Genomic DNA, 22500 nt, shown 5'->3' with positions numbered 1-22500 from the left:
CGGAGCGGCTCCCCGCAGCATCGACCGCATGTCGCGCACCCGCATCCACCTGCTCGGCCTGTTCGGCGCGGCGGCCCTAATCACCGCTCTCGTGTGCCACGGGATCGGCGCGGCCGCCCCGCTGCCGGGCGGCCTCGGGCCGTGCGTCGGGCCGCAGTGCCCCGGCAAGTTCCCGCCGATCAACAACGGCGACTTCGCCGGGCGCGACGACGGCATCAACGTGTTCGTCGGCGGCGACTACCTGGTCCGCTTCGCGGCGGCCGAGGCCGAGGGCCGCGTGGTGGTCGGCGGCAACTTCGACCAGAACAAGGCGTCCGGCGGATCGCCGATCTACAACATCGGCATCGTCGGCGTCGGCTCCCGCGTGCCGCCGCCGGACGGGTCCGACTTCCTCGTCACCGACGGCGGCGTGACCATCGCGCCGGGCCAGCAGCTCCTCGCCGAAGGCGGCGTCGTGCACCACGCGGGCCCGCTGTCCGGGACCATCACCGGCACCGACCGCCCGGACCCCAACGCGTTCGACCCGTACCGGAACCTGGAGCTGCAACTCACCACCGCCAGCCAGTGCTACAAGACCGCGCCCGCCACCGGCACCGCCGTCAACGAGGGCTACCGGACGTTGTTCACCGGCGACGGCCGGTCCCCGATCCAGGTGTTCAACGTGGACTTCGACATCGCCGGCGCGAACCTCGCCCAGCAGGGCATCGAGTTCGCCAACATCCCCGACGGCGCGACCGTGCTGATCAACATGATCGGCGACGTCCGGGTCATCAACAGCTACAGCGGCACGCTGACCGACGACAACCCGTTCAACCTGCTGCGCGAGCGGCTGCTGTGGAACTTCCCGGACGCGTCCCAGGTCGGCATCGCCGGCAGCGGCCAGTTCCAGGGCAGCGTCCTGGTCGGCAACGGGGCGAGCATGACGACGGTCGCCTCACCCGGCGTGAACGGCCGCTTCTACTCCGCCGGCTCCCTGACCCACGGCGCGTCCAGCAACGGCGGCCAGGAGTTCCACGCGTACCCGTTCAACGGCGACCTGCCCACCTGCGCGGCGCCCACCACCACGACGACCACGACCACTACCACCACGACTACTACCACCACCACGACAACGACCGTGCCGACCACCACCACCACGACAACGACGACGACGACGGAGCCGACCACGACCACCGAGCCCACCACGACCACGGAGCCGACGACCACCACCACCGAGCCGACCACGACCACCACCACGACGACCACGACCGTGCCCACCACGACGGTGCCCACCACGACAACGGAGCCGACCACGACCACCGAGCCGACCACCACCACCACGGAGCCGACGACCACCACGACCGAGCCGACGACGACGGAGCCGACCACGACGGAACCGACCACGACCGGTTCCGCCACCAGCGGCACGACGTCGTCGACCACGACCGGCGTCACCACCACCGGCACGACGACCACCGGCGTCACCACGACGGGCGTGACCACGAGCAGGACGTCCAGCAGTGCGGCGGACGGCAGCTCGGCCACCGACTCCGGCGTGACCACCCGCCCCGGCCCGCGTGACGACGGCGACGGCCTAGCCCGCACCGGCGGGGACCTCGGCTGGGCCGTCCTGATCGGCTGGCTGCTGCTGATCGGCGGCACCGCGTTGCTGGCCCTGGTCGCCCGCCGCCGACGCGGCTGACCCGAAAAACGGCGCACGGCCCGGAGGAGTCCGGGCCGTGCGCCGTTCGTGGTGGGAGCACCCGCCCGGACCCGCGGAGGGGCCGGGCGGGCTGTTCGCGGGGATCAGACCCCGGCGATGGACTGGATCCAGGAGCGGTACCGGGTGACGTTGGTGTACGCCGTGGTGGTCTGCCGGTCGCTGGTGGAGGCCACACCGATCTGCTGGCCGTTGTACATCATCGGGCCGCCCGAGTCACCACCGGCGGTGATGCCGTTGCCGCGGCGGGCGCACACCGCGGTGCCGCCGTAGGCGTCGGTGCACGAGCCGGACACGGTGACGTTGGCGACCTTCAGCAGCTGCGACTGGCAGTTGATCTCGGAACCGCAGCGGGACGTCGCGCCCCAGCCGTAGACCTGCACCGACGTGCCGGCGCCCGGCGAGGACGCGGCGAGCCGGGCGTAGGTGCCCGAGACCGAGCGGTCCAGGCGGACCAGCGCGAGGTCGGAGGAGTGCGTGTAGGTCTGCGCGCCGTTGGCCGTCGTGCCGCCGGACGTCTGGTCCAGGCTGCCGATCCGGAACGACAACCCGCCGCCGCTCACGCAGTGCTTGGCGGTGAGGATCCAGGTCGGGGCGATGATGGTCGCGGAGCAGGTCTGGCGACCGTTGGAGAACAGCCGAGCCGCCCAGGGGGCGTTCGACGCGTAGCCGCCGCCGATGATGTACGGCGTGACGCCACCGTCCGCGGCGACCGGCGCCGCCTGACCGGACGGGGCCAGCGCGAGCAGCGACAGCAGGGCGGCTGCGAGCGCGGGGATCAACCTCTTGATTCGCAAGGTTCCTCGTTTCCGAAAGACACGCGATTACTCGCGCACAGGGTGTCTTTGGTCACGAAGAGTCGTACCACCCAATTGGGTTAAAAGGGATATACCGAACCGGTTATAGCGTCATGTTAGACCGACCGTATGCGTGCGATGACCAGCGGTGACATAGGCGGCGACGGGGTAATAACTGTGAATGGCGGCGAGCCGGACGGCCGCCCGGACACCGCCGTCCGAATCAACGACGTGCCTTCCGAAATGCATTGCCGGACCCCACCAAGATCGTCCCCACCCGGTCGCGACCCTGGCCCCGAATACCCGACCCACCTCTCTCGGGAACGCCCCCCTACTGTCCCGCCACCCGCCACCCGCCACCCGCCACCCGTCACTTGCCGCCTGCCGCCTGCCGCCTGCCACCCGCCTGCCGCCCGCCACCCGTCACCAGCCACCACCCGGCGTCCGCCGCCACCCACCCGCCGCCACCCGCCCACCGTCTGCCGCCACTAGCCCTTCGCTACGGCCGACATAGGATGTTCGGACCACCGTCACCCTCCCGGTGGGCCTCGCGCGCCACGACCGCGCTCCCCGCCCCCTCGGGCGCTCCCCGTTCCCGGGCCCGCCGCTTCCGGCGCCTGCCGCGTCCCACCTCCCGCAGCCCCGCGCCCCTCCCCACACCGCCCGCTCCCGCGCCCCTGCCTCCACCGCCCCTGCCCGCGCCTCCCTCTTCCCCCCTCATTCCCACCGTCCTCCCCTCTGCCCCGCACAGTCGTCCCGGTATCCCAGTGGTCCCAGTCATCCGGGTCGTCCCGGTCCGCAGTTATCCATCACCAAGGAACCGACATGTCCAAAACCAACCGCGTCGGCAGCTCCCCGGTCCGCGACCTGCTCGCCCTCACAGCTCGCCCCGAGGTCATCTCCTTCGCGGGCGGCCTGCCCGCGCCCGAGCTGTTCGACGTCGAGGCCCTGCGCACCGCGTTCGACCAGGCCCTCAGTCGTCGCACCCTCCAGTACGCGCCCACCGAGGGCGACCCCGACCTGCGAGCCCGGGTGGCCGAGCGGCTGACCGACCGCGGCCTGCCCACCGGGGCCGAAGACCTCGTCGTCACCACAGGTTCGCAACAGGCCCTCACCCTGGCCGTCACCGCGCTCCTGGAGCCGGGTTCGGTGGTGGCGGTCGAGGAACCCACCTACCTGGCGGCACTCCAGGCGTTCCGCCTGGCCGGGGCCCGCGTGGTCCCGGTGCCCGGCGACAACCACGGCATCGACCCCGATGCGCTGGCCGAGGTGGTCAAGCGAGAACGGCCGACGATGCTGTACCTGGTGCCCACCTTCGCCAACCCCACCGGCCGAACCCTGACCGCCGACCGCCGCGCCCGGGTAGCCGCCCTAGCCGACCGCCACGGCCTGTGGGTGGTGGAGGACGACCCGTACAGCGAATTGCGCTACCGCGGCAACCCCCTCCCACCCCTGGCCGCGCACAGCGAGCGCGTGCTGCACGTGGGGAGCTTCTCGAAGATCGGCGCACCCGGCCTACGCCTGGGCTGGCTACGCGGCCCGGCCGAACTCCTGCGCTCCCTGGTGATCGTCAAACAGGCGGCAGACCTGCACACCTCCACCATCGACCAGGCCGCCGCGGCGGTGTACCTGGGTGCCGGCGACATCGGCCGGCACATCGCCGGCCTCCGCGCCGCGTACCGCGAACGCCGGGACGCGATGATCAGGGCGTTGCCCAGCACACTGCCGCCCGGCGCGAGCTGGAGCGACCCGGATGGCGGGATGTTCGTGTGGGTCGAACTACCCGACGGCGTGGACACGGGCGAACTGCTGCCCAAGGCGCTGGCGCAAGACGTCGCCTTCGTGCCAGGGGCACCCTTCTACGCCACGACCCCCAACCCCTCCACAATGCGCCTGTCGTTCACCACCAACACGGTGCCCCAAATCGAGGAGGGAATGCGCCGCCTAGCCACCGCCTTCCACTAGCTCCGCCCCTCCACCTCCGCCCACCCACGCCGTCCCTCACAGCCCGCTCCTCACAGTTCGCCCCTCGCCGCCCGTCCCTCCTCCGCCTCCTCGCGCCCGTTCCCACCCCGCCCTTCTCCCGCCCCGCTCTGCCTGCACCCCCGCGCGTCCACCCCAGATGCCAATCCACACAATGCGGCTCCCAGAGGCGCAACAGAACGGTCCGCTCAAGCCCCCCGTGATGCACCATCAACTCCGACCCCGGCCACCACCCCATCCAGTCGGCTCCACCCACCAGGGCCGAGCCAACGGGTTCCACGGCCAGGCACCCGGAGGAGGTCGGCGTGATCAGGGTGCTGATAGCCGACGACGAGGACCTGGTCCGAGTGGCGCTAGCCGCCCTGCTGCGCCTGGAAATCGACCTGGAAGTCGTGGCAATGACCGCCAACGGCGAGTCCACGATCACCGCGGCCCTGACCACCCGCCCAGACGTGGCGGTAGTAGACGCCACAATGCCGGACCACGACGGCTTCGCGGTAGCAGCCACCCTGTCCCAAGCCTTGCCCACCTGCGCCGTCGTAGTCCTGACCGGCCAGGGCAAACCACCCCACCCGCACCGAGCCCTGGCCACCGGCGCCAAGGGCCTCCTGCCCAAGGGCACGACCGCAGGAGCCCTGGCCGACGTGATCCGCCGAGTGCACGCGGGCGGCCACTACGTCGACCCGGCGATCGCGGCGAATGCCCTACTCCCACCACCCTGCCCCCTGACGCCGCGGGAGCTGGAAGTGCTGAGACAGGCCGAGTACGACACCCCGGTAACCGAGATAGCCCACCGCCTGGGCTTGTCCAGCGGAACCGTGCGCAACTACCTCTCCGCCGCCGTAGTGAAGCTAGGCGCAACCAACCGCCGAGACGCCTTCACCACCGCCCACGACAACGGTTGGCTCTGAACCCACTCACCGTCCGGCGACCTCCCGAACCCCGCGGACGGCCAACTGGTCGGCCCGCTCGTTGTCCACGTTGCCCGCGTGCCCCTTCACCCAATGCCACTCCACCTGATGCGGCGCGACGGCGTCATCCAACCTCCGCCACAGGTCAGCGTTCTTCACCGGCTGCTTGGCGCTCGTCAGCCAGCCGTTGGCCTTCCACTTCGCCATCCACGACAAGATCCCGTTCCGGACGTACGTGCTGTCCGTGTAGATCCGCACCACCGACGGCCGGGTGAGGCTCTCCAACGCCTGGATCGGCGCCATCAGCTCCATCCGGTTGTTGGTCGTCGGGCCTGCGTCCCCTCCGTACAGGTCCTTCTCGTGCCGCCCGTAGCGCAACACCGCGCCCCAGCCGCCGGGGCCGGGATTTCCGCTGCACGCCCCGTCGGTGTAGATCTCCACCACGCCGTCACCCACGCCGGGCAACATACCCGGCTGGACGCGGCGTCCGGTCCACTGCCGACGGGCACGCACGGCCGCTTGGCCGATGGGTGCCGAACCGGTTAATAGACAGCTGGGCTGGAGCCGCTGCCGGCTTCTGGACCGGACGGGCCGTGGCTCGTCGGGTGCGAGGGCGTAGGTGGGGGTGACTCCGCAAGGCGGCTTCCCTGGTTCGTGTCGTGATCATCGGGTCCCTTCTCGTCGGTGGGGGAGTGCGTCGGGTCGCCGGGTGGCTCGCCACTGGGGGTCCGCCTGGCCGCCTCCGCCTTATTTAGGCTCATGCTCTGAACCCGTCACCAGGTTGTCCTGCACATGACGCTTCACCCGAACGAGCTGAACAGGGGAGTGGTGAGGGGGCGCACTCTGCCTTGGTCAGGGTTGCGCACCTTGGACCGTGCAACCACTGGTCAGATCGGGTGCGATGGCGACCGAGTGACGAGAGTGGCGGGGCCTCACCAAGCGCGAACCGCGGCGTCCACCAGCGTCGGGTCCGGTGCCAGCAGCGGCAGGCGGACGGCAGGGGTGGGGATGCGGCCCCGGGCGTGGAGCACTGCCTTCACCAGGGTCGGGTTCGGCGCGGCGAACAGGGCGGCGGCCCCGGCGGTGAGGGGAGCGCTCAAGGCTCGGGCACGCGGCGGGTCGGTGTGCCAAGCGTCGACCAGATCGGCGAACCGACGGGTGGCGAAGTGAGCGGACGCCAGGATGCCGCCGTGTGCGCCCAGCGCCAGCATCGGCGAGATGAACACGTCGTCGCCGCCGAGTACCGCGAAGTCGGCGGGCGGGTTGGTCAGCAGGTCCATGGTGTCCGCGTCCACCGAACCGACCGCGTGCTTGATCCCGACCACCCCCGGCAGCGCCGCCAGCCGCCGGATCGCGCCGGCCGACAACGGTTGACCGGTCCGGTACGGGACGTGGTAGACGACCAGCGGCACGGGGCCGGTCAGCGTGGCGAAGTGCGCGACCACGCCGTCCTCCCCGGGCCGGAGGAACGCGGGCACGGCGCACAACGCGGCAGTGGCGCCGGAGTCCGCGAGCGCCACCAGCTCGGCCCGGGTGTTCGCGCCGACCAGCAGTGGCGCGGATCGCTCACGGCACACCCGACCCACCACGTCAAGCACAGTGCGCCGCTCGGCGTCGGTGAGCGCGGCCGGTTCACCGGTGGTGCCGAGCGCGACCAGCCCGGTCGCGCCGTCGTCCAAGACCTCGCGCGCGAGCCGATCCAACGCGTCGACGGCGACGGCACCCGCCTCATCGAACGGGGTGACCAGCGGGACGAAAACTCCGGAAAGCGTCATACCGCCAGCCTCACCCGACATGACCACCAGGTCCAGTGAACGTTCCTGACGTGAAACGTAAGCTCACCTGATGCTCGATGTGCGCCGACTGCGCCTGCTGCACGAACTGTCCCGCCTCGGCACCATCGCCGCCGTCGCGCAGACACACGCCTACACACCGTCCGCCGTCTCCCAACAACTGTCCACTTTGGAGCGCGAAGCAGGCGTGCCGCTGCTGGAACGCACCGGACGACGCGTGTCGCTCACCGCCGCGGGACGCGTCCTGGTCGCGCACGCGCACGAAGTGCTGGACGCCCTGGACCGCGCGTCATCCGCACTGGCCGCGCTCGCCACCGGCCTGACCGGGCCGCTGCGCATCGGCGCGTTCCCGACCGCCGTGCGCGCGTTGCTGCCGTCCGCGCTGGTCGACCTGGGCCGCCGCCACCCCGGCCTGGAGCTGATGGTCACCGAACTGGACCCGGTGGACGTCCCGGCCGCGCTGCACGACCGGCGCCTCGACGTGGGCCTGCTCCAGGACTACGACGTCGCACCGGTGGACCCGGACCCGGCGCTGGCGGGCGTGCCGCTGCTGGAGGAAGAGGTCTTCCTCGCCACGTCCACGCCCGCCGCCTCGCTCGCCGACGTCCGCGCCGCGCCGTGGGTCCTCGCGACCCCCGGCACGCTGTGCCACGCGGTCACCGAACGGGTGTGCCGCGCGACGGGTTTCACGCCCCGCGCCCGCCACCACGCCGACGACTTCGCCACCGTGCTGGCACTGGTCGCCGCCGGGCAGGGCGTGTCCCTGGTGCCGCGCCTGGCCCTGGACGCCCCACCGGGCGGCGTCCACCTGACACCGCTGCCGATCCGCCGCCGCACCCGCATCGCCTACCTGCGGTCGGCGTCGGGGCACCCGGCGGTCGCGGCGTGCGTGGCGGCGGTGCGTGCCGCGACCGAGGCGTACGGTGCTTCATGACGGGCGCAAGAGCCGGGCGGCGGCGAGCGCGGCCAGGAAACCGGTGCAGCCCAAAGCCACCACCACGACGCGCAACGCGACCGTGGAACCGCTTTCCGCCGTCAGGTAAGCCAAAGCCGAACCCGCCGTGGCCAGCGCGACCGTTTCCGCGGCGAGTCGCGCCGTGTTGAACAACCCGGCCGCCGTGCCCGCTTTGCCTTGCGGCGCACGGGAGATCGCCAACCCGTCGACCACGCCGGTGGTCAGGCCGACCCCCGTGCCGATCAGCACCAACGGCACGAGCAACGCCCACGGCGCGACGTCCGGCCCGATCACCACCAACGCCACCACGCCCGTCGAACTCACCACGACCGCGCCCACCGAGAGCACGAGCGGCGACCGGCGTGCGATCGCCGCGCCCGGACCGGGGAGCAGCACCGACGGCGCGGTCAGCATCAGCATCCACAGCCCGGTTTCCGCGGCGTCCAAGCCGATCACGTCGATCAGGTACGACGGCAGGTGCACCAGCAGCGGCACGAGCAGTCCCATCATCGCCGCCGCCACCAGTGAGTAGCCGCGAAAACCCCGGTGCCGCAACAGCTCCAGGTCGAACATCGGGTCCGGTCGCCGTTCCACCCGGACGAACACCGCGCCGCACAACAAAACCACGACGGCCACCGCCACCACGACCGCCGGCGGCAAGCCGGGTCCCTCGACGAACAACCAGATCAACGCGCCCAGGCCGACCGTGAACAACGCGCCGCCGGCCCAGTCGACCCGACGTCCGACGCCCGCGACGGCGGGCAGCGCGGGGCACAGCAGCAGCGCCAGCCCGGCGAGCACGGCCGGCGCCCCGAACACCGCCCGCCAGCCGAGGGAATCGACCAGCAACCCGGACGCGGTCGGCCCGAACGCCAACCCGATCCCGAGGACCGTCCCCAACGCGCCGAACACGCGCGTCCGCCGATCCCCGTCGAACACCGCCGCCAGCAACGATTGCCCGGTCGCGGTGGCGATCGCCGCGCCCGTGCCGGCGACCAGCCGTGCGACGACGAGCAACGCGACATCCCCGGCCAGCAGGCAGAACACGCTGCCGACGAGGAACAAACCCACTCCGGCGACGTACCACCGCCGCCGGCCCAGCACATCCGCCAACGACCCGCCGAACGCCAGGAACGCGGCGAAGCAGAGGTTGTAGCCGGTCACCACCCACTGCGCCTGCGTGGGCGAAGCACCCAGTTCGGCGGTGAGCGACGGCAACGCGACCGACGCCCCGGTGATGGTCAGCGGAAACGACAACGACGACAGCAGAACCGCTGTCACAACGGGAAAACGCACACAGGCTCCGAACCGCGAAAACGGAGCCGGGCAGCCTGATCGGGCCGCACCGGCGATGGACTCGCTGACGCGGCGGAGCGAAGAGGTGTCTCACGCCGCCGCTAGTGGCGGCGTGACCAGTCCGAAGCAGGCACGGCAGAACCTTACCGCGCCAAGGCAACCGGTTACCGCGGTGCGACGGTGGGGCGCAGCACCAGCGTGACGAAGCCGAGCACGCCCCGGTAGCCGCCAAGCCACAGGTCGCGGTGGGCGTTCGCGGTGCGGAGGGCGGATTCGACGTCCGGGTCGTCGCGGTGGTCGAGGGCCCAACGCGCGACCGACCCCGTCCAGCTCCACTCGTAGGCGTCCCACTCCGCCAGGGTGCTGACGTGCCCGTGCACCGGCGTCCACCCGTCGGCCACCACCTGGGAGACCGTGGTGGGCAGGTCGGCGTACTTCTGCGGGCCGTCCTCCAGTTGCGCGCGCAGGTCCGGGTCCGGCTCGCGTTCCCAGAAGCAGTCGCCGAGCAGCACGACGCCGTCATCGGCGAGGTACCCGCGTGCGGCGGCCAACGCGGGCAGCAGACCGCCGAACGCGTAAGCCGCGCCGATGCTGAGCACGACATCGGCGGGCCGTGCCGCCTCGTACCGGGTGACGTCCTGCCGGAGGAGTTCGAGCCGATCCGCGACCCCGGCCGCCTCCGCCGCCGCGCGAGTGCGGTCGAAGCCCTCGCCGGAGAGGTCAACCCCGACGGCCGTGACCCCCGGCCGCCGGTTGAGCACGCGCAACAGCCACGCCCCTTCGCCGCACCCGAGGTCGAGCACGTGCGCGCCGGGGCGGACCGCGCGGTCGATCAGGTCGTCCACCGCGGGGTCGGCTAGCGGCGCGGCGATCGGGTGGTCGGCGTGTGCCAGAGCGCTGAGTTTCTGTCGATCCATGATCGGCTGTCTAACACAGCCGTTACGCCGAATGCGCGTGCATTTAGCCGCCGGACATCCGCCTGGCGATCCTGGTCAGCTCGGCCGGGTAGCCGGCTTGCGCCGTGCCCATCGCCTCCGTGACGGCGGCGGCGATTTGGGGTGGGGGTAGGTGGTGGACGGCGTCGGTCATGGTTCCGCAGGTGGGGATGCCGTTGTGCCCGACGGTCACGCTCACGGCGCCGTTCGCGGCTGACGCGGTGAGTGCGATGCGCTCGACCTCTTGGCGCATCGCCCGGTAGCGGACCGCCTTCTCGTCACGTTCCCAGTCGTTCACCAGGCGCTGCACCTCGGCCAACGGATCTGTCATCGGCGCTCCTCGCGGTGTCGGGGGTGCGGGCCAAGCTACTGCACGTTGGGCGGGCGCTTCGGGTGTTGCGTGCCCGGGAGGACCGGGTTGGCCCAGTGGATTCGCTCGAACCGGGCGACTGGCTGGGGTGGTGTGTCACGTAGGGCGACCGAATCGCGGCGGGGTGCTACCGGACGGTGTGCGAAAGCGGCTGGGTGCTACTGGTTCTCTGTTTCGGAGAAGGCTCCCTGCCAATCGCGAAGGCTCATCGCCTCGCTCCACGACGTTGACACGAACGTGCCGTCAGCGAATCCTTCGTCGGAGGTTTCCCGCCAACCGTCGAGTATCTCCGTGAGGTAGTAGGCGAGGACGAGTTGGTCCACCCGCATGTCCAGTGAGATCGCGTCGGGGTCGTCCTCGGCGGGAGCGAAAGCGCTCAGCCGCAAGTGCCCGGTTCGAGTGGGGAAGTGGGCTACGCAACCGAGCGCCACCCGTAGCGGCGCATTATCGATCGCGCATACGGGGCGTTTCTGGGCGGTGATCTTGTCCGCCTGGCTGAAAAGCCTCGGTGTGGTACTGGACCGTCATGCGGGGCGATGTGGTGGCGACCACGAGCACTCCGAGGGTCGGTGCGTGCGCCGGTAAGGGCGACCAGGGTATCCGGGTTCGATCGATCGACGAACCTCGCCGAGTGGGTGTTGCGCGGGCGATCAAGCTCCGCGTTCCACCCCACGGGGAATGTCATCCGGGTTTGGGGCCGCGCGGTGGCGCGTCCGCACGCGGGCTGCCGCCCTGTGCCAGCAACGCCGAAGACCGGGGGGAACAGGAGTCGTTCGCCGAGGTTCGGCTGCCACGACAGCGAAACGGGCCGCCTGATGTCTCAGACGGCCCGGAAGCTTCAATTCACCAACCGCGCGAGCGCCACTCGTCCAGGTGAGGGCGTTCGGCGCCCAGGGTCGAGTCGTCGCCGTGGCCCGGGTAGAACCACGTGTCGTCGGGCAGTTCGTCGAAGATCCGCGACTTCACGTCGTCGAACAAGGACGTGAAGTCCTCCGGCGAGTTGGTCTTCCCCACGCCACCGGGGAACAGGGAGTCGCCGGTGAAGAGGTGCGCCCGGCCGCCCGGTCCGCGGTACAGGAGGGCGATCGAGCCCGGCGTGTGGCCGCGCAGGTGGATCACGGTCAGCGGGACCTCGCCGACCACCACGGTGTCCCCGTGCTCGACCAGCTGGTCCGGCGGGACGGGGAGGACCTCGGCGTCCAACGGGTGGGCGACGGTGTTCGAGCCGTTGGCGCCCGCCACGGCGCCCAGCGCGCCCCAGTGGTCCGGGTGGCGGTGGGTGGTGACGACCGTCTTCAGGCGTGGGCGCTCACGGTCGTGGCCGATGAGGTCCGAGATCCGCGTCGGGTCGGCCGCCGCGTCGATCAACAGGGCCTCGTTCGTCTTCCCGCACACCAACAGGTAGGCGTTGTTGTCCATCGGGCCGACGGAGAGCTTGGTGATGGTCAGTTCGTCCAGCGTGCGGCGGGTAGCCGGGCCGTCGGGCTCGACGTGGCCCGTGTAGTCCTCAAGTACGTCCACGGCCGTTGACGCTAGTCGACGAGGCACCCTTCAGGATCCCTACAGGTTGGTCCAATAGGCTTAGTAACGATCAAGGCCCGTCCGACGACCTCCTTTGAATACGCGCTGAACTGGGTATATCGCTCTCGTGCCAACTCCTCGCCGGATCAACTGGGACGTCCTGCGCGTCCTCGCGGTGACCGTGGTGCTGCTCCAGCACGCGACCCACGCGGGGCCGTCCGTGCACCGCGAAATCGGCGCCCCCGCGTTCACCGTCTCCCTGGAGATGGGGGCCAGCACGCTGGTCGTCATCTCGGCCTTCTTCGCCTGCGCCTCGCTGGCGAAGGGCGAGCCCGCGCGCTTCCTGCGCAACCGCCTCGCCCGCCTCCTGCCCGCGTACGCCGCGGCGGCGACGATGACGTACCTGGTGCTCACCCGGCTGGCCCCCGAGGGGTGGAGCGAACTCGAACCCCGCGACCTCGTGGTCAACGTCCTCATGCTCCAGAACTGGTTCCCCGAGGTGCGCCTGGTCGACTTCTCGTACTGGACCCTGCCGGTGCAGGTGATCGGCTTCGTGGCGGGCGCGTTCCTGGTCTCCCGGGTGCGCGGCGCCCGGCTGCGGGCGTTGCTGTGGGCGATCGCGCTCGGACCGCTGGTCGTGCGGATCTGGACGGAGGAGCCCGGTCTCGTCCGCACCGTCTACGACGGCCTCGGGATGCACCGCGCTCAACTGTTCTCGGCGGGCGTCGGGATCTGGCTGTGGTCGAAGAACCGGTTGGGCACGGGGCACCTCACCGCTCTCCTCGCCGCGGTCCTGGTGGCGCAGGGCGTGCACAGCGACGACCCGGTGTCGACCGCGGCGCTGGGCGTGACGCTGCTGCTGGTCGCCGCGTGCGCCAAGGGCCCCGACTGGGACGTCCGCCCCGTGCGGCTCGTCCGGCGGCCCGTGAAGTGGCTCGCCGGCATCTCCTACGGGGTGTACCTGGTGCACCAGGAGATCGGCTACGTGGTGATGGCCGCGGTGGCGGGCGGCGGGCCGTGGGTGCAGCTCACCGCGTTCCTGGGTGTCGCGGTGCTGCTCGGCTGGCTGCTCACCCGGTTCGTGGAACGCCCCGCGCACCGCGCGCTCACCACCGGTTCACGGCCGCTGCTGCTGCGCCTGCTGCTCGCCGCCCGCCTGCGCTCGGCTCAGAGCCACCTGGGCAGCGTCGGCGCGGTGCCGCTGAGCCGCGCGCCGCTGTGGCGACCGGTCAACCACCCGAGCACGTCCGCCGCGGAACCGCCCACGACGGGTGATTCACTCGCGGCGGTCAACGCCCAGCTCCGCTGACGGCCGTCCGGCAGGGTGACGTCGATCCGCGCGTCGGGCACGTCCGCGCGGTCGGCGTACTGCCCGACCGCGGTGTCCACGAAACCCTCCACCAGGTGCTCGGGCAGGTCGTCGAAGCCGGTGCCGCGGTCGAGGTCGACCAGGTGGAACCACACCTCGCACAGCCGCAGCCACGGGACGCGGTGCGCCAGGAACGGCCCGTTGCGCGGGTGCGCGACCTCCGCCTCCCACGCGGTGGGCGGCAGCTCGCGGGCGGCGGTCGCGAACCGCTGGCACGCCGCGTCCAGGTCGGCGCGCAGCAGCTGGGGCAGCCGGCCCGCGCCCTCCTCGATGTCGGCCTCCCGGTCGGCGGCGCTCGGGTACATCGGGTGCTCGACGCCGGTCTTCGCCCAGGTCAGCAGGTTGACCAGGCCGTCGGCGTTGCGGGCGAGGTGGGTCACCACGTGGGCCCGGCTCCAGCCGGGCAGCAGGCTCGGCCCGCGCAGCGCGGCCTGGTCCAGCTCCGCGACCGCCTCGTACAGCGCCTGTGTGGCGCGTTCCACCTCGGCGAGACCGGTCACGGCGTCCTGCACCGCGGCGGACTGCTCGCGCGGCGCGGGTACGCTCGTACCGGCGGACCGGACCTGTGCGGCATCAGCGAAGCTCATGGCACCTCATCCCCGACGTCTGCGGCCGAATGGCCTATCGTGCCAGCGTAGGGGCGTTCACTACCGACCGGTAGAGCCGATGGCGCACGATCCCGGCGCGCTCGCCCGGGTCGCGGGCGTCCGTCCCGCCGCGGCACGCGCCCACCCGGCACAGGCCGCCCCGTCCGCCGGAGTACGCTTTTCGAACGCCTGTTCGGGTCCGGTCGAAACACTTGAAGGGAACCGCTGTGGCTGACCGCCTTGTCGTTCGCGGCGCGCGCGAGCACAACCTGCGGGGCGTGGACCTCGACCTGCCGAGGGACAGCCTCATCGTGTTCACCGGGCTGTCCGGCTCCGGCAAGTCCAGCCTCGCGTTCGACACGATCTTCGCCGAGGGCCAGCGCCGCTACGTGGAGTCGCTGTCCGCGTACGCCCGGCAGTTCCTCGGCCAGATGGACAAACCGGACGTCGACTTCATCGAGGGCCTGTCGCCCGCGGTCTCCATCGACCAGAAGTCGACCAGCCGCAACCCGCGCTCGACCGTCGGCACGATCACCGAGGTCTACGACTACCTGCGCCTGCTCTACGCCCGCGCGGGCAAGGCGCACTGCCCGACGTGCGGCGAGGCCATCGCCAAGCAGACGCCGCAGCAGATCGTCGACCAGGTGCTCGCGATGCCGGCGGGCACCAAGTTCCAGGTGCTCGCGCCCGTCATCCGGGGCCGCAAGGGCGAGTACGTCGACCTGTTCGCCACGCTCCAGACGCAGGGCTACTCGCGGGCGAAGGTGGACGGCGTCGTGCACGCCCTGGGCGAGGTGCCGAAGCTCAAGAAGCAGGAGAAGCACGACATCGCGGTGGTCATCGACCGGCTGAGCGTGAAGGCGAGCGCGAAGCAGCGGCTGACCGACTCGGTGGAGACGGCGCTGCGCCTGGCCGACGGCCTGGTCGAGCTGGAGTTCGTGGACGTCCCCGAGGACGACCCGGGCCGCGTCCGCGGCTTCTCCGAGAACCTGGCCTGCCCGAACGGCCACCCGCTGGCGATCGAGGACCTGGAGCCCCGGTCGTTCTCGTTCAACTCGCCCTACGGCGCGTGCCCCACGTGCACCGGCATCGGCGTGCGCAAGGAGGTCGACCCGGAGCTGGTCGTCCCGGACGACGAGCTGTCCCTCGCCGAGGGCGCGATCGCGCCGTGGTCGAGCGGGCAGACCGCCGAATACTTCGCGCGGCTGCTGGAGGCGTTGTCGCTGGCGATCGGCTTCCGGATGGACACGCCGTGGCGGCGGCTGCCCGCGAAGGCGCAGAAGGCGATCCTGCACGGCGCGCCGGAGCAGGTGAACGTCCGCTACAAGAACCGGTACGGCCGCGAGCGCTCCTACTACGCCAACTACGAGGGCGTGGTGCCGTTCCTGGAACGGCGGCAGGAGCAGACCGAGTCCGAGGTCATGCGGGAGAAGTACGAGGGCTACATGCGGGAGGTGCCGTGCCCCGCGTGCCAGGGCACGCGCCTCAAGCCGGAGATCCTGGCCGTCACGCTGCACCACGCGCGCAAGGGCGACAAGTCCATCGCCGAGGTGTGCGCCATGTCGGTGGCCGAGTGCTCCGAGTTCCTCGACGGCCTGAAGCTGGCCAAGCGCGAGGCGATGATCGCGGGCGCGGTGCTCAAGGAGATCCAGGCCCGCCTGCACTTCCTGCTCGACGTGGGCCTGAACTACCTGTCGCTGGACCGGGCGTCGGCGACGCTGTCCGGCGGCGAGGCGCAGCGCATCCGGCTGGCCACGCAGATCGGCTCCGGCCTGGTGGGCGTGCTGTACGTGCTGGACGAGCCGTCGATCGGCCTGCACCAGCGGGACAACCACCGCCTGATCGAGACCCTGACCAGGCTGCGCGACCTGGGCAACACGCTGATCGTGGTGGAGCACGACGAGGACACCATCCGCACGTCGGACTGGGTGGTCGACATCGGCCCCGGCGCGGGCGAGCACGGCGGGAAGGTCGTGCACAGCGGCCCGTACCGGGAGCTGCTGGCCAACCAGGAGTCGGTCACCGGCGCGTACCTGTCGGGCCGCAAGCAGATCCCGATGCCCGCCACCCGCCGCAAGGTCGACAAGAAGCGGCAGCTGACCGTGGTCGGCGCGCGTGAGCACAACCTGCGCGGCATCGACGTGTCGTTCCCGCTGGGCTGCCTGGTGTCGGTGACCGGCGTGTCCGGGTCCGGCAAGTCGACCCTGGTCAACGACATCCTGGCGACGGTGCTGGCGAACAAGCTCAACGGCGCGCGCCAGGTGCCCGGTCGGCACACCCGGATCAAGGGCCTGGAGCACGTCGACAAGCTGGTGCAGGTGGACCAGTCGCCGATCGGCCGCACCCCGCGCTCGAACGCGGCCACCTACACCGGCGTGTTCGACCACATCCGCAAGCTGTTCGCGGCGACCACCGAGGCGAAGGTCCGCGGCTACCAGCCGGGCCGGTTCTCGTTCAACGTCAAGGGCGGGCGCTGCGAGGCGTGCGCGGGCGACGGCACCATCAAGATCGAGATGAACTTCCTGCCGGACGTGTACGTCCCGTGCGAGGTGTGCAAGGGCGCCCGGTACAACCGGGAAACCCTGGAGGTGCACTACAAGGGCAAGACCATCGCCGAGGTGCTGGACATGCCGATCGAGGAGGCGGCGGCGTTCTTCGAGCCGATCAACGCCATCCACCGGCACCTGCGCACCCTGGTCGACGTCGGCCTGGGCTACGTGCGGCTGGGTCAGCCCGCGCCGACGCTGTCCGGTGGCGAGGCGCAACGCGTGAAGCTCGCCTCGGAACTCCAGAAGCGCTCCACCGGCAAGACCGTCTACATCCTGGACGAGCCGACCACGGGCCTGCACTTCGAGGACATCCGCAAGCTGCTCGGCGTCATCAACGGCTTGGTGGACAAGGGCAACACGGTGATCGTGATCGAGCACAACCTGGACGTCGTCAAGACGTCGGACTGGTTGGTCGACATGGGGCCGGAGGGCGGTTCCGGCGGTGGCACGGTGGTCGCCGAGGGCACGCCGGAGGACGTGGCGGCGGTCGAGGAGAGCTACACCGGCGGCTTCCTGCGCGCGGTGCTCGGCACGGAGACCGCCGTCGCGGGGTGACGTCGCCCGATCGGCGCCCTGGTGCGGGCGGGCGGTGTGGGCGAGCATTCGGACCATGCTGAACTCCTACCGCTTCCGCAGCGTCTGGCGGGTCGACTGCCCGCCGGACGAGGCGTTCCACGTGCTGGCGGACCTCGGCAGCTACCCGCTGTGGTGGCCGGAGGTCCGCGCGGCGCGGCGGATCGCGGCGGACGGCGCGGAGCTGCGGTGCCGGTCGCTGCTGCCGTACGAGCTGGTGTTCCAGACGTGGCACAACGCGAAGGAGCCCGCGGCGGGGTTGTTGCGCGCCGACCTGGTCGGCGACCTGGAGGGCGTGGCGAGCTGGCTGGTGTCGCGGGACGGCGCGGGTTCGCGGCTGGTGTACGAGCAGCAGGTCGTGGTGCGCAAGGCGTTGCTGCGCAGGCTCGCGCTGGTCGGCCGGCCGTTCATGAAGGCCAACCACGGTGTGATGATGCGGCACGGGCAGCGCGGGCTCCGCACGTACCTGGCGGGGTTCCGCGCCGCCCGGGAAGCCTGACAGCCCGCGTCCGGCGTAGATTGGCCCGACACGCCACGACAACGGAATGGGACCCGCGATGGACCCCGTCACGCTGGTCGCCGGGGCGGTCATCGCCCTGGTCGGCTTCGGTCTCGGCCACCTGACCGGCCGCCGCCGGTCCGCGCGGCTCGGCCCGCCGCCCGCGGTCTGCGAGGGCTGCCGGCACGCCCTGTCCTTCCACGACGAGCACGGCGGGTGCCACGCCACGACCAAGGCCAGGAACAAGTACGTGGGCGGGTTCACCGCCCCGTGCGCGTGCCGGCAGTACGTCGGCGAGATCCCCGCCGAGCGCGTCCTCGCGAGCTTCCCGCTGCCACCGCGGTCCTGAGGCTCAGACCACGAGGCTGAGCAGCGCCGCCACCGCGAAGCCCACCACGGACAGCACGGTCTCCAGCACCGTCCACGTCTTGAGCGTCTCCTTGACCGACAGGCCGAAGTAGCGGGAGACGATCCAGAAGCCGCCGTCGTTGACGTGCGAGGCGATGATCGAGCCGGCCGAGATCGCCATCACGACCAGCGCGAGCTGCGGCTGCGAGTAGCCCAGGCCCGCGATGACGGGTGCGACGATGCCGGTGGTGGTCACGATCGCCACGGTCGCCGAGCCCTGCGCGATGCGCAGCGCGCAGCTGATCACGTAGGACAACGCGATCACCGGCAGGCCGAGGTCGGCCAGTTCGCCCGCGAGCACCTTGCCCACGCCGGTCGCCGACAGCACCGCGCCGAAGAACCCGCCCGCGCCGACCACCAGCAGGATCATCGCCACCGGCCGCAACGCGCCCGCGGCGAGGTCCGCGACCGCCGCCCGGCTCATGCCGCGCCGGAAGCCCAGCAGCCAGAAGGCGAGCAGCACCGCGATGGTCAACGCCACGGCGGGTGTGCCGAAGAACGTGAACACCGACAGCACGGTGGAGCCCTTGGGCAGCAGGATGCTGCCGAACGTGCCCGCGAGGATCAGCACCAGCGGCACGGCGATGATCCCCAGCACCAGCGACAGCGGTGGTTCGGCGCGGTCGGTGCGGGCCTTCTCGGCGGCGGCCAGCATCTCCTCCGGCGGCGGCACCACGACCCGCTTGCCGATCCACGTCGAGAACAGCACGCCGCCGACGAACCACGCCGGGATGCCGACGGCCAACGCCATCACGATCACCCAGCCCAGCGACACGCCGAGCAACCCGGCCGCCGCCACCGGCCCGGGGTGGGGCGGCATGAACGCGTGCATCACGGACAGGCCCGCCAGCAGCGGCAGGGCGTAGAGGACGATGGACCGCCCACCCGCCTTGGCCGCCGTGTAGACCAGCGGCGCGAGGACGAAGATGCCGATGTCGAAGAACACCGGCACGCCGAAGATCAGCCCCGCCAGGCCCATGGCGAGCGGCGCGCGCCGCTCACCCGCCAGGCGCAGCAACGTGCGGGTCAGGACGGCCGCGCCGCCGGACGCCTCCAGGACGGAGCCCAGCAGGGTGCCGAGGCCGATGATCACGGCGACGTGGCCGAGGATGCCGCCGAACCCGGTCTCCAGCAGCGATCCCGACGCCTTCTGCGCCGAGCCCACCAGCTGCTCGACCGGCAGGCCCGCGGCCAGCGCGAGCAGCAGGCCGACCACCAGCAGCGCGATGAAGGGCTCGACCCGCAGCCGGATGATCAGCAGCAGGAGCAGGGCGATGCTCAAGCCGGACAGCGTCAGCAGTCCGCCGGTGGAGTGCTGTAGCCAGTCCATCAAGGTCGGCTCCGGTGGTTGCGCAGGGAGTGGCCGGGCAGGGCGTCGGTGCGCCTGCCGTCGTCGATCACGGGCACGCCGTTGACGAGCACGTAGGGGATGCCGTTGGCGGCTTGGCGCGGCTGGTCGAACGTCGCGGTGTCGGCCACCTCGTGCGGGTCGAACAGCACGAGGTCGGCCGCGTAGCCCTCGCGGACCAGGCCGCGGTCGGCGAGCCGCAGGCGCTTGGCGGCGCGGCCGGTCAGGTGCGCGACGCAGTCCTCCAGGCTCAGCACGCCCAGTTCACGCACGTACCGGGCCAGGTAGCGGGGGAACGTGCCCCACGCGCGCGGGTGCGGCCGGTCGCCGACCAGCAGCCCGTCGCTGCCGCCGGTGTGCGCCGGGTGCCGCATGATCGCCTGCACGTTCTCCTCGTGGCCGACGTGCATCAGGCACGAGGTGCCCAGCCGCTCGGCGACCAGGACGTCGAAGTACAGCTCGGCGGGCGGTCTGCCCGCGACGCGTGCCGACTCGGCCACGCTGCGGCCCACCAGGTGGGCGTGGTCGGCGCGGCGCACGCCGTTGATCTCGATGGTCGTCCAGTCGACGGGCACGCCGTGGCAGCCGTCGGACCCGGTCTCCTCCAGCTCGACGCGGATGCGCTCGCGGTCGTCCGGGTCGGTCAGCCGGGCGAGGGTGGCGTCCGGTCCGCCCTCGCCCGCCCAGCTCGGCAGCAGCGCGGACAGGTAGGTCGCGCCCGGCAGGTACGGGTAGGTGTCCAGGGTGATGTCCGCGCCCGCCGCGATCGCGTCGTCCAGCAGCGCCAGCAGGTCGCCCGCGCGTCCCCGGTTCACCTCGAAGTTCATCGTGGCGTGCGCGAGGTGCAGGGGGCAGCCCGCCGCCCGCGTCACCTCCACCATCTCCGCGTACGCCTCCAGCGCGCCCGCGCCGTAGCTGCGGTGGTGGGGGCTGTAGAAGCCGCCGTGCTCGGCGACCACCCGGCACAGCGCGGTCAGCTCGGCCGACCCCGCGTACATGCCGGGCGTGTAGGTGAGGCCGGACGACATGCCGACCGCGCCCTCGGCCAGGGACCGCGCCAGCACCTCGCGCATCCGGTCCAGCTCGGCGGGGGTGGCGGGCCGGTCGTCCCAGCCGACGCACAGCATCCGCAGCGTGCCCTGCGGCACCAGGTAGGCGGCGTTCACGGCGATGCCGCGGTCGAGCCGGTCCAGGTACTCGCCGACGGACCGCCAGTCCCAGGCGAACCCGTCCGGGTCGCCGTTCCAGCCGGCGAGCTGGGCGCGCAGCGCGGCCAGCACCTCGTCGTCGACGGGCGCGTAGGACAGCCCGTCCTGGCCGAGCACCTCGGTGGTGACGCCCTGCGAGACCTTGGCCAGGTGGTCGGGTTCGGCCAGCAGTCGCAGGTCGGAGTGCGAGTGCATGTCGATGAAACCGGGTGCGAGCACGAGCCCGGCGGCGTCGACCTCCCGCCGCCCGCCCACCGACCCGATCCCGGCGATCCGGCCGTCACGCACGCCCACGTCCGCCCGGTAGCCGGGCGAACCCGTGCCGTCCACCACGAGCGCGCCCTTGAAGACGATGTCCACGCCGCCGTCCTTTCTAGAAGTACGTGCGCACCAGGTCCACCACGGTGGTGCCGTCGGCGCCGTTGACCACCGGGATGAGTTGCCACTTGTCGAACACCGTGCAGGGGTGGGACAGGCCGAGGCCGATCCAGTCGCCGACCTCGACCGGCGAGCCCGCGGGCAGCGAGAGGAACGTGTGCTGGTCGTTGAGCGCGGTCACGGTCGCCTCGACGGGCCGCGTCACGCCGTCACGCCCGCGCCACACCCGGGGCACCGGCAGGCCCTCGTCGAACGACGCGTCGCGCTTGCCCATGGTGAGCAGCGCCAGACCGGGTTCCGGCCGGGAGGTGACCTGCGCCCACGCCCGCAACGCGGACCGGAACGGCTGCTCGCCCGCGACCCGGCCGAACGGCGAGATGCCGCGGTAGAAGCCGTCGTCGTGGGTGATGTAGGCGCCGCTGCGCAGCACCGGCCGCACGGTGAACGGCCACGGCCCGCGCAACGCCGTCGCCACCTGGTCGAAGTAGGCGCTGCCGCCGCCGGTGACCAGCGGGACGTCCACCTCGTACAGGTCCTTGATCTCCACGACCAGTTCGCGCAGGTCCTCCAGGTACTCGTCCACGGCGGACAACGCCGCCTCGGACGCGTCGTGGGCGAGCGCGCCCTCGTACCCGGCGACGCCGACCAGCCGCAGCGCGGGGCTGGCGGCGGCGGCCCGCGCGACCTCGATGGCGGTGGCGTGGTCACGCGCGCCGGTCCGGCCGCCGGGCGCGCCGAGTTCCACCAGCACGTCCACCGGCCGCTCGACCTCGCCCAGCAGCTCGGTCATCCGCGCCACGCCGGCGACCGAGTCGACCCAGCAGCTGAACTCGAACTCCGGGTCGCGGGCGAGTTCGGCGGCGGTCCAGGCGAGCCCGGCCGGGTCGACGAGCTGGTTGGCGAACAACACCCGGCCCACCCCGAACGCCCGGTACACGCGCAGTTGGCCGGTGTTGGCGGCGGTGATGCCCCACGCGCCGCGGTCGAGCTGCCGGGTGAACAACTGCGGAGCCATGGTCGTCTTGCCGTGCGGCGCCAGCAGGACGCCGCGCTCGGCGCACCACGCCGCCATGGTGGCGATGTTGTGCTCCAGCGCGGTGGCGTCCAGCACCACCAGCGGTCCGACGAACCCGTCGGCGAACAGGTCCAGCCCGCGGTCGGCGACCTCGCCGACGGTCGCGCCGAACGCGTTCGCGGGCAGGCTCTTGAAGCGCCAGTCCACGCGCTCCGCGCGGATCGCGGCCACGGCGTCCCGGTCGATGTCCACTGTCTCGCTCCTCACGTTGCGTAGTTCGCAACGGCTATTGCGCGATGTGATGAT

The 22500-nt window shown here is 71.6% G+C and carries 18 protein-coding genes and 1 pseudogene; 8 read left to right on the top strand and 11 right to left on the bottom strand.

What is annotated here, in order from left to right:
* Positions 1–28: 28 nt before the first annotated feature.
* The gene (locus KZQ38_RS22130) at positions 29–1681 is read left to right on the top strand and encodes a choice-of-anchor A family protein (RefSeq protein WP_219444106.1); all 1653 of its coding nucleotides are present in this window, start codon (positions 29–31) and stop codon (positions 1679–1681) included.
* Between the two features lie 104 nt (positions 1682–1785).
* Here KZQ38_RS22130 and KZQ38_RS22125 read toward each other — a convergent pair whose 3' ends face one another.
* A complete protein-coding gene (locus tag KZQ38_RS22125; protein WP_219444104.1) occupies positions 1786–2496 on the bottom strand; it encodes a S1 family peptidase in 711 nt (236 codons plus the stop codon).
* A gap of 825 nt (positions 2497–3321) precedes the next feature.
* Here KZQ38_RS22125 and KZQ38_RS22120 point away from each other — a divergent pair.
* Both KZQ38_RS22120 and KZQ38_RS22115 read left to right on the top strand, forming a co-directional pair.
* Complete coding sequence (locus KZQ38_RS22120; RefSeq protein WP_219444102.1) at positions 3322–4461, top strand: aminotransferase-like domain-containing protein; 1140 nt, start codon at positions 3322–3324, stop codon at positions 4459–4461.
* Between the two features lie 323 nt (positions 4462–4784).
* Positions 4785–5390 (top strand): response regulator transcription factor, encoded by a 606-nt coding sequence (locus KZQ38_RS22115; RefSeq protein WP_219444100.1) that lies wholly within the window; start codon positions 4785–4787, stop codon positions 5388–5390.
* A gap of 6 nt (positions 5391–5396) precedes the next feature.
* Here the strand turns inward: KZQ38_RS22115 and rnhA are convergent, their stop codons facing one another.
* Together rnhA and KZQ38_RS22105 are read right to left on the bottom strand one after the other, a co-directional pair.
* Positions 5397–5858, bottom strand: coding sequence for a ribonuclease HI (gene rnhA, locus KZQ38_RS22110; protein ID WP_219444098.1), 462 nt, complete (start codon positions 5856–5858; stop codon positions 5397–5399).
* Positions 5859–6322: 464 nt separating this feature from the next.
* Positions 6323–7165 (bottom strand): dihydrodipicolinate synthase family protein, encoded by an 843-nt coding sequence (locus tag KZQ38_RS22105; protein ID WP_219444096.1) that lies wholly within the window; start codon positions 7163–7165, stop codon positions 6323–6325.
* A gap of 70 nt (positions 7166–7235) precedes the next feature.
* On the opposite strand from KZQ38_RS22105, the gene KZQ38_RS22100 reads away from it, so the two are divergent.
* On the top strand, positions 7236–8117 hold the full coding sequence (locus tag KZQ38_RS22100) for a LysR family transcriptional regulator (protein WP_219444094.1): 882 nt from the start codon (positions 7236–7238) through the stop codon (positions 8115–8117).
* On the opposite strand, the gene KZQ38_RS22095 is transcribed toward KZQ38_RS22100, so the two are convergent.
* The 4 genes from KZQ38_RS22095 to KZQ38_RS22080 all read right to left on the bottom strand — a co-directional run bounded on the left by KZQ38_RS22095 (position 8112) and on the right by KZQ38_RS22080 (position 12260).
* The gene (locus KZQ38_RS22095; protein WP_308258524.1) at positions 8112–9419 is read right to left on the bottom strand and encodes an MFS transporter; all 1308 of its coding nucleotides are present in this window, start codon (positions 9417–9419) and stop codon (positions 8112–8114) included. The genes KZQ38_RS22100 and KZQ38_RS22095 overlap by 6 nt on opposite strands.
* A 179-nt stretch (positions 9420–9598) precedes the next feature.
* Positions 9599–10351 (bottom strand): SAM-dependent methyltransferase, encoded by a 753-nt coding sequence (locus KZQ38_RS22090; protein ID WP_219444090.1) that lies wholly within the window; start codon positions 10349–10351, stop codon positions 9599–9601.
* A gap of 43 nt (positions 10352–10394) precedes the next feature.
* Positions 10395–10700, bottom strand: a complete 306-nt coding sequence (locus KZQ38_RS22085; protein ID WP_219444088.1) for a hypothetical protein — start codon at positions 10698–10700, stop codon at positions 10395–10397.
* Between the two features lie 882 nt (positions 10701–11582).
* Positions 11583–12260 (bottom strand): MBL fold metallo-hydrolase, encoded by a 678-nt coding sequence (locus tag KZQ38_RS22080; protein WP_219444086.1) that lies wholly within the window; start codon positions 12258–12260, stop codon positions 11583–11585.
* 127 nt (positions 12261–12387) lie between these two features.
* Between KZQ38_RS22080 and KZQ38_RS36360 the strand changes: the two are divergent.
* Positions 12388–13326: pseudogene (locus KZQ38_RS36360) on the top strand (acyltransferase family protein); the annotation flags it as partial.
* A 101-nt stretch (positions 13327–13427) separates the two neighbouring features.
* Here KZQ38_RS36360 and KZQ38_RS22075 read toward each other — a convergent pair.
* Positions 13428–14216 (bottom strand): maleylpyruvate isomerase family mycothiol-dependent enzyme, encoded by a 789-nt coding sequence (locus tag KZQ38_RS22075; RefSeq protein WP_219444084.1) that lies wholly within the window; start codon positions 14214–14216, stop codon positions 13428–13430.
* Between the two features lie 227 nt (positions 14217–14443).
* On the opposite strand from KZQ38_RS22075, the gene uvrA reads away from it, so the two are divergent.
* From uvrA to KZQ38_RS22060, 3 genes are read left to right on the top strand one after another with little or no spacing between them, the layout of a single operon-like run.
* Positions 14444–17320: an excinuclease ABC subunit UvrA gene (gene uvrA / locus KZQ38_RS22070; RefSeq protein ID WP_219444082.1), complete on the top strand. Its 2877-nt coding sequence runs from the start codon at positions 14444–14446 to the stop codon at positions 17318–17320.
* A 55-nt stretch (positions 17321–17375) separates the two neighbouring features.
* Positions 17376–17837, top strand: a complete 462-nt coding sequence (locus tag KZQ38_RS22065; RefSeq protein WP_219444080.1) for an SRPBCC family protein — start codon at positions 17376–17378, stop codon at positions 17835–17837.
* A 58-nt stretch (positions 17838–17895) separates the two neighbouring features.
* On the top strand, positions 17896–18186 hold the full coding sequence (locus KZQ38_RS22060; protein WP_219444078.1) for a hypothetical protein: 291 nt from the start codon (positions 17896–17898) through the stop codon (positions 18184–18186).
* 3 nt (positions 18187–18189) lie between these two features.
* Here KZQ38_RS22060 and KZQ38_RS22055 read toward each other — a convergent pair whose 3' ends face one another.
* Genes KZQ38_RS22055 through KZQ38_RS22045 form a run of 3 tightly spaced genes read right to left on the bottom strand, consistent with a single transcriptional unit; the run spans position 18190 to position 22461 of the window.
* Positions 18190–19578 carry a GntP family permease gene (locus KZQ38_RS22055; RefSeq protein WP_219444076.1) on the bottom strand — a complete coding sequence of 463 codons (1389 nt, stop codon included), beginning with the start codon at positions 19576–19578 and terminating at the stop codon, positions 18190–18192.
* On the bottom strand, positions 19575–21161 hold the full coding sequence (locus KZQ38_RS22050) for an N-acyl-D-amino-acid deacylase family protein (protein ID WP_219444075.1): 1587 nt from the start codon (positions 21159–21161) through the stop codon (positions 19575–19577). The genes KZQ38_RS22055 and KZQ38_RS22050 overlap by 4 nt, the downstream gene beginning before the upstream one ends.
* Before the next feature lie 13 nt (positions 21162–21174).
* Positions 21175–22461 carry an amino acid deaminase gene (locus KZQ38_RS22045; RefSeq protein WP_308258523.1) on the bottom strand — a complete coding sequence of 429 codons (1287 nt, stop codon included), beginning with the start codon at positions 22459–22461 and terminating at the stop codon, positions 21175–21177.
* Between the last annotated feature and the right edge of the window lie 39 nt (positions 22462–22500).

The organism is Saccharothrix obliqua, assembly GCF_019375475.1.
Taxonomy (GTDB): domain Bacteria; phylum Actinomycetota; class Actinomycetes; order Mycobacteriales; family Pseudonocardiaceae; genus Actinosynnema; species Actinosynnema obliqua.
This window is presented reverse-complemented; position numbering and strand designations above follow the sequence as displayed.

Bases quoted from the DNA above. Each gene is read 5' to 3' on its own strand.
- KZQ38_RS22090 (WP_219444090.1), bottom strand. From the start codon at position 10,351: ATGGATCGACAGAAACTCAGCGCTCTGGCACACGCCGACCACCCGATC.
- KZQ38_RS22120 (WP_219444102.1), top strand. From the start codon at position 3,322: ATGTCCAAAACCAACCGCGTCGGCAGCTCCCCGGTCCGCGACCTGCTC.
- KZQ38_RS22085 (WP_219444088.1), bottom strand. From the start codon at position 10,700: ATGACAGATCCGTTGGCCGAGGTGCAGCGCCTGGTGAACGACTGGGAA.
- KZQ38_RS22075 (WP_219444084.1), bottom strand. From the start codon at position 14,216: ATGAGCTTCGCTGATGCCGCACAGGTCCGGTCCGCCGGTACGAGCGTA.
- KZQ38_RS22065 (WP_219444080.1), top strand. From the start codon at position 17,376: ATGCTGAACTCCTACCGCTTCCGCAGCGTCTGGCGGGTCGACTGCCCG.
- KZQ38_RS22105 (WP_219444096.1), bottom strand. From the start codon at position 7,165: ATGACGCTTTCCGGAGTTTTCGTCCCGCTGGTCACCCCGTTCGATGAG.
- KZQ38_RS22060 (WP_219444078.1), top strand. From the start codon at position 17,896: ATGGACCCCGTCACGCTGGTCGCCGGGGCGGTCATCGCCCTGGTCGGC.
- KZQ38_RS22100 (WP_219444094.1), top strand. From the start codon at position 7,236: ATGCTCGATGTGCGCCGACTGCGCCTGCTGCACGAACTGTCCCGCCTC.
- KZQ38_RS22130 (WP_219444106.1), top strand. From the start codon at position 29: ATGTCGCGCACCCGCATCCACCTGCTCGGCCTGTTCGGCGCGGCGGCC.
- rnhA (WP_219444098.1), bottom strand. From the start codon at position 5,858: ATGTTGCCCGGCGTGGGTGACGGCGTGGTGGAGATCTACACCGACGGG.